Raw genomic sequence first — 6,000 nt, 5'->3', positions numbered from 1 at the left:
GAAACGCATAGAGGTCTGGCCTTGTTAGGCTAATAGCTAGAGAGGAAATGAGCGCTACCATTAAACCAGTCAGGGTAACTAAATATATTCCCTCGTGCTTTTTCTTGCGTATGTGAGGCAAGATTACCGTCAACGCCGCCAGTATTACCATAACTTGTAGGAAAAAAGAAATGTCTTTCAGTGAAATCACGCCGATCAGAACACCCAGTAAACCAAAGAAAAATCCACTTTCACCTCTTAGGAGCAACGCTGCCCCAAATGCAACTCCGAAAGGATGAAGGCCCAAAATGCTGCCTCGCGCCAACAAACTTCCCAGAACCAGTGGAAGGAACGCGCTTTCCATTGAAATTCGACTGCGCAGGCCTTGATCTAACTTTAACGTTGCCCATTCTGCCATAACGTCACCTCTTACCTATTTATGGTAATATTATAGCTCACATATATAGCAAAGCTTGTCTAGTAAAGTCAGTAAAGCCCAGCAACTTTCGACGTTGTTCATAATAATTCTCTATATAATTCCGCCTTAACCCCATAGCACTCTTAAATGTACCGGCATTTTCTCAAAAATGATATAGAAAAACTCGGCTGGCCCCCGCACGCGAAGACGCTGTCTTCGCACGTATTAGCCTTCTTGTTAGCCACATGCGCAGCGGCGGCCCTCGTTGCCGCTTAAAGATTTTTTGTTTTTGTCTAGATATAAGAAAAACCGCCTTTCGGCGGTTACTTACTAGTATCTACTTGAACCTCTGCCTCCACGTTTAGAATCTGTGGCCCGACGAAATTCTGTCTGACGCTCATCACTGTCTTTTATAAACTTAGCCAATTTATCCTCAAAAGATACGGTTGGCGGAAGACGGCGTTCACGGCTCACATTACGAATAGTAGGATTTGCTTGTTTAATTGAAAGCCCGATTTTCCCCTTTTCATCGACGTGAATGACTTTCACTTTAACATGATCCTGTTCCTTTAAATAATCTCGGACGTCTTTGACATAGGCATCAGCGACTTCCGAGATATGTACGAGTCCGGTTACTCTATCCGGCAATTCAATAAATGCTCCAAAGTTCGTGATCCCTGTCACGACTCCTTCAACAATAGTGCCAACGTCAATGGCCATACGAAGTAAACTCCTCCTTGTGATGATCTATCTATACTTACTCTATATTATATGCAGCACATTTCATGCCTGTCAAGGTGAAGAAGAACAATGTAGGGTACTAATTCTTGGGAGAAATGAGAATTTCGCCATGTTTTACGAGCCCTAACTGTTCTCGAGCCAATTTTTCAATGTAACTTGGGGTATTTAACTGAGTAATTTCTTCATGAAGAAGTTTCTCCTGCTGAAGCAAGGTTACCTTTTCCTGATTCAAATTTGCTAATTGTCCTTCGACCTGAGAACGGAGTTTCCATATTTGCCATGCCGAGCTACCGATTACTGCAATTGTAAAACAAAGAACAAGGGCAGAACCGCTACGAAGTCGAATCCGTTGCCCATTTTTTGTCTTAATCTTCTGATGAGCCCTCTTCATCCGATTCCTCTCCTCCTAAACCTAGCTCTCCGCCCGGGATAATACACACAATCTCATAACCTTTGCTTCGCGCACGCGTTAATAAAGTTGCTACTGAACTTTGGCTGAGATGAAGTTGTTTGGCAATGCTTTCAAGAGACCTTCCACTTTCTTTAAGAATCACCGCTTGGCGTTCTCTAAAACTTAGTTTTTCCAGACCCCTAATTTCAAGTTGCACTGTGGCACGCCCTTGCTAAAAAGTTATACACAAAGTGTGGATAATCTGTGGACAGATCACTTACAAACCATGGACATATTGATAGGGTAACTCCATTATAGCTACTCTCTATTAGGGAATCAATCCCCCTGGAAAATTTTACCCATTAATATTGGGTGGCAAGAGATGCTTCCACCAATCCTTCACCCTCCTTTTCATACGCGAAATTGGCTCCACGAGGATAAATTCTCCGATTCGATAGAGGAGTAGACTGAACCAGTGCAATGTTGCATAGGGTGGTCGCATGATAAAAATGAGTCCTCTGATCGGAATTTTGATTCCCCTGTAGATAAGATCTGCCAAGTACTTCATAACCCGATAGAGCCCAAAGAAGCAACGCACAGAAAAACGACTTAATATTCTAAGATATAGAAATAGGCCCAGCAAACTGCCCCAAATAATATAAAAACGAAAGGCCAGCGCATTTGCCCTTTCAAAAAAACGGAAAAGAATAAACAACGCAACTAGAGAAAAAAGCACATCTCCTATAAAAGTCAAAACCCGTCCCCAACCTTGCCAATGTCGAAACGAGCGATAAAAATCAAAAACAAATCCTACAGTCGCCCCCGCCACAATTACCCAAAAAAACGTTACAAACTCTGAGATTGTTCTTCCTCCTTCCCTCTGACTATCAAGGCCTTGTTAACGGAAAATCCGGTTCAAAAATCCTTGACGAGAACCACCGTTGGAACTTCTTTGATAGATCATAGCACCGACATGCCCTTCAATATCAACCAAACCCTGCTCGAGATTAAGCAATTTGATACCTAACTGGTCCCCTTTAATACTCAATATTCCAAGTTCGGTTTCCAGAACGATTTCCTTGGGGTCAAAGGACTGAACCTTGTGTACTCCTGTCAACGCAATTTGTTCTCGATTTTCCATGACAAGGCGATGCCCTTTGCCAACTTTGTCCACCATGTCCCATCCCCCTAACTCTATTTCTTCATAAACCCTATTCGCCTTGCTCGTCCTTTAGAAGTCAGTTTCTAGAAGGAAGTAAGGAAGAAGAGTCTCTATGGACACTAATGCGCTTTGCTGCTCTTGAGGATAAGCCCTCCACTGACGTGGCTCTCGATTAAAATTAGGGTCTGGAGAGAAATTAGAATGAACGAAGGACAGAGTCTTCAACATTAAGACTCTGTCCTTCGTTCATCCCTAATCAATTCATAGAGCGTTTGAGCTTCGTTGGCCCTTATACTGTTTGGTGTCGCTAATACCTGAACTTCAATAACGTGATTTCCCATCTCCAAGATGACTCGGTCTCCCACCTTGATTTCTGCTGAAGGTTTGACAATTCGTCCATTGATTTTGATCTTTTCTCCATCGCAAACATCTTTTGCAACTGTGCGACGTTTAATGAGTCGAGAAACCTTTAAATATTTATCAATACGCATGTATACCCCCCTTTTAGAGAACAAGGATCGGCGCCGCTACAGGTTACACTTATGCGCTAGCTATAACAAGAATGCTCTGAATGGTACTAAAAATCAGGTCCCAGAAAGAACCTGGAACCTGATTTTTAACGATATCCGAAGACTCATTTTTGGACCGCATCCTTGAGAGCCTTACCAGCTTTGAAGCCTGGTACCTTGGCCGCAGGAATCAAGATTGTTTCCTTAGTTTGTGGATTTCTTCCGGTTCGTTCCGCACGCTCTTTGACTTCGAAGGTCCCAAAACCAACCAGTTGCACCTTCTCACTTTGTGCCAAGGACTCCTCGATTACCTCGAAAACAGCTTTGACTGCCTTTTCTGCATCCTTCTTGGACATGTCAGCCTTTTCTGCAACAGCGCTAACTAATTCCGCCTTATTCAAAATAGTCCCTCCTAAAATAACTGATCTTATCACGACAATTATATTTCGCGATAAATAACCAATCTCCTGCTTTTTTAGGTTATATCACATTAATTTACTACTTTTTTCTTGAGATTTTGCCTTTTCCCAGTAAACATCCATTTCATCCAGAGAAAGTTTATGGAAATCCAGACCTTCTTCTTGACTTAAATCAACCATTTTCAGGAAACGATTTTGGAACTTATGTATGGTATCTCTGAGAACTTCTTCAGCATCAAGCTTTAAAAACCGAGATAAATTCACAAGAGCAAACATCAAATCGCCGAGTTCTTCGCGAATCCCTATTCCATCGGCTAAAGCATTTTTAAGCTCTTGTAATTCTTCCTGAACTTTCTCCCAAGGACCCTCAATATCTGACCAATCAAACCCTATCTTGGCCACTCTACGTTGGGTTGAAGTAGCCAACATCAGAGCCGGTAAACCCAAGGGATCATGGAAGAAGGCTACCTTTTCATTTCCGCTCGCCTTCTCTTCTTTCTTGATTCTATCCCAGGTCAGGATCACATCATCGGCTGTTTCAGCCTTCTCCTTCCCAAAAACATGAGGATGCCTACGAATCATCTTTTGAATAATACCATTAAGTACGTCCTGAAGTTCAAATTCACTTGCCTCGGAAGCAAGTTGAGTATGAAAAACTACTTGCAATAATAAGTCTCCCAATTCTTCGCACAAATTATACATATCTTCTTTTTCAATCGCATCAATGACTTCATAACTTTCTTCAATCAAACATGATTTTAATGTATCGTGTGTTTGTTCACGGTCCCATGCACATCCTTCCTTAGAGCGCAAGGTCGCCATAACTTTGGTCAACTTAGAAAAGGAGATCACTTCTGAGTTCGGCGGCAAAACAATCGTCGTTAAGTGATCGTATGTTCCGTGATCCATCTCGTAGAGTGGCAGCTTGTCCACCCGTTCGAGCGGGGTACCTAGAGCCTGTGCAACATACACCCAGGCATCATCCGGGTACGAAGTCATGAGATCCAATTTGACCTCAGAAGCAATCAATTTATTGTACACCTGAGGAATAATAAGCCATTCCTGCCCGGTCAACCCTACGTCTCTAAGGCCATCATAATTACGTATTAATACTCCATCAATCGGATCGAACTTTAAGACTCTAAAAATCTCATCTACAAAACTCACAGCCGAATGAATCACGATTTCATAATCCTTCGCGAGCTTTTCTCCGATAAGTTGAACGGTCTTTTCCGCAACCATAGGATGCCCAGGAACTGCGTAGATAACCTCAGTGCCCTTTTGCAACTCCATTCGCAACAGTTCCGTAATTCTTTCATAAACCGCCTCGAAGGAGGGTTCTGTGGCATAGATCTCATCAAACGATTCAACAAGTACGCCTTCTGCCACCAGCTCCTGAATACAAGGATGTTGAGATGTTCGCACAAAAATTTTCTTCGCACCACATATACGACGGTAGTTTCCAAGGGTTAACTGTTCAAGGCCCGCGGGGCCTAAGCCAATAACATGAAGACACGAGGACATTTTCTTTCACACCTCCTGTGGACATTTTAGCATAAATTAAACTGGCTTGCACCCGCGCGCGAAGACACTGTCTTCGCACGTATTAATCTTCTTGCAGGACGGCAAGAGAGGACCATCGCCAAGGATGGCAAGATGCCGTGATGGCCTAGTGTCCCCCTTAAAAAAATAAAGCGGCTCAACCGCTTTATTTCATCTGCATGCATTATGTTATTGTTCCATCTGCTTTGCTAAAAAAGCTGCGGCAGTTTCAACCAATTTAATCTCCAACTCTCCCATCTTCATATTAAGTTCTTTGGACATGAGAATCACTGCACCGATGGGATCCCCTTGCGAGATAATCGGTGCAATGACTTCGCTAGTGCACTTGCATTTATCCTCTTCATCATTTTCAGGACAGCTCTTGCATGAGGCATGTTCACCTGCCGTTGCAATATGAATGGTTTTCCTTTCCCCCATAGCTTGTTCCACAGCGGGCCCTATTGCTCTATTTAGATACTCTTTCTTAGATGCTCCAGATACTGCAATAATAGTATCTCGATCAGTTATACAAGTAATATGTCCAGTTGCCTCAAAAAGTGAATCCGCATATTCTTTAGCGAACTCACCCAATTCGCGAATAGGCGAATATTTTTTTAGTATAACCTCTCCCTCTCGATCTACAAAAATTTCTAACGGATCTCCTTCCCGAATACGGAGAGTCCGACGAATTTCTTTTGGAATAACGACACGACCGAGGTCATCAATTCTTCTTACAATACCTGTTGCTTTCATATACGCATATTCCTCCTTTTGTCGTTCCTGAAAACCTATTTAGTCCATCATTTTAATCTTTTGTCACCTTAAATTCAATGATAGTA

Annotated in this window: 9 protein-coding genes and 1 pseudogene; all 10 read right to left on the bottom strand. The window is 42.6% G+C overall.

Going from position 1 to position 6,000, the window contains the following annotated elements:
* Nucleotides 1–397 (bottom strand): annotated as a pseudogene (locus DOT_RS08870) (serine/threonine protein phosphatase); the annotation flags it as partial.
* A gap of 330 nt (nucleotides 398–727) precedes the next feature.
* Nucleotides 728–1,117 (bottom strand): S1 RNA-binding domain-containing protein, encoded by a 390-nt coding sequence (locus tag DOT_RS08865; protein WP_009617271.1) that lies wholly within the window; start codon nucleotides 1,115–1,117, stop codon nucleotides 728–730.
* Between the two features lie 100 nt (nucleotides 1,118–1,217).
* Nucleotides 1,218–1,529, bottom strand: coding sequence for a septum formation initiator family protein (locus tag DOT_RS08860; protein WP_009617269.1), 312 nt, complete (start codon nucleotides 1,527–1,529; stop codon nucleotides 1,218–1,220).
* Complete coding sequence (locus DOT_RS08855; RefSeq protein ID WP_009617267.1) at nucleotides 1,504–1,746, bottom strand: sigma factor-like helix-turn-helix DNA-binding protein; 243 nt, start codon at nucleotides 1,744–1,746, stop codon at nucleotides 1,504–1,506. Before DOT_RS08855 ends, DOT_RS08860 begins: the two co-directional genes overlap by 26 nt.
* Nucleotides 1,747–1,884: 138 nt before the next feature.
* Entirely contained in the window at nucleotides 1,885–2,391 is a 507-nt protein-coding gene (yabQ, locus tag DOT_RS08850) for a spore cortex biosynthesis protein YabQ (RefSeq protein ID WP_040411707.1), read from the bottom strand.
* Nucleotides 2,392–2,427: 36 nt separating this feature from the next.
* Nucleotides 2,428–2,706, bottom strand: coding sequence for a sporulation protein YabP (gene yabP, locus DOT_RS08845; RefSeq protein ID WP_009617263.1), 279 nt, complete (start codon nucleotides 2,704–2,706; stop codon nucleotides 2,428–2,430).
* Between the two features lie 212 nt (nucleotides 2,707–2,918).
* A complete protein-coding gene (locus DOT_RS08840; RefSeq protein WP_009617261.1) occupies nucleotides 2,919–3,182 on the bottom strand; it encodes an RNA-binding S4 domain-containing protein in 264 nt (87 codons plus the stop codon).
* Nucleotides 3,183–3,325: 143 nt separating this feature from the next.
* A complete protein-coding gene (locus tag DOT_RS08835; RefSeq protein WP_009617259.1) occupies nucleotides 3,326–3,601 on the bottom strand; it encodes an HU family DNA-binding protein in 276 nt (91 codons plus the stop codon).
* 84 nt (nucleotides 3,602–3,685) lie between these two features.
* Nucleotides 3,686–5,143 carry a nucleoside triphosphate pyrophosphohydrolase gene (gene mazG, locus DOT_RS08830; RefSeq protein WP_009617257.1) on the bottom strand — a complete coding sequence of 486 codons (1,458 nt, stop codon included), beginning with the start codon at nucleotides 5,141–5,143 and terminating at the stop codon, nucleotides 3,686–3,688.
* A 207-nt stretch (nucleotides 5,144–5,350) separates the two neighbouring features.
* On the bottom strand, nucleotides 5,351–5,914 hold the full coding sequence (spoVT, locus tag DOT_RS08825) for a stage V sporulation protein T (protein ID WP_009617253.1): 564 nt from the start codon (nucleotides 5,912–5,914) through the stop codon (nucleotides 5,351–5,353).
* Nucleotides 5,915–6,000: the final 86 nt, after the last annotated feature.

Origin of the sequence: Desulfosporosinus sp. OT, assembly GCF_000224515.1 — a bacterium.
Classification (GTDB): Bacteria; Bacillota; Desulfitobacteriia; order Desulfitobacteriales; family Desulfitobacteriaceae; genus Desulfosporosinus.
This window is presented reverse-complemented; position numbering and strand designations above follow the sequence as displayed.

Coding starts and splice junctions, on each gene's coding strand:
- spoVT (WP_009617253.1), bottom strand. CDS start 5,914: ATGAAAGCAACAGGTATTGTAAGAAGAATTGATGACCTCGGTCGTGTC.
- DOT_RS08865 (WP_009617271.1), bottom strand. CDS start 1,117: ATGGCCATTGACGTTGGCACTATTGTTGAAGGAGTCGTGACAGGGATC.
- yabP (WP_009617263.1), bottom strand. CDS start 2,706: ATGGTGGACAAAGTTGGCAAAGGGCATCGCCTTGTCATGGAAAATCGA.
- DOT_RS08840 (WP_009617261.1), bottom strand. CDS start 3,182: ATGCGTATTGATAAATATTTAAAGGTTTCTCGACTCATTAAACGTCGC.
- DOT_RS08860 (WP_009617269.1), bottom strand. CDS start 1,529: ATGAAGAGGGCTCATCAGAAGATTAAGACAAAAAATGGGCAACGGATT.
- mazG (WP_009617257.1), bottom strand. CDS start 5,143: ATGTCCTCGTGTCTTCATGTTATTGGCTTAGGCCCCGCGGGCCTTGAA.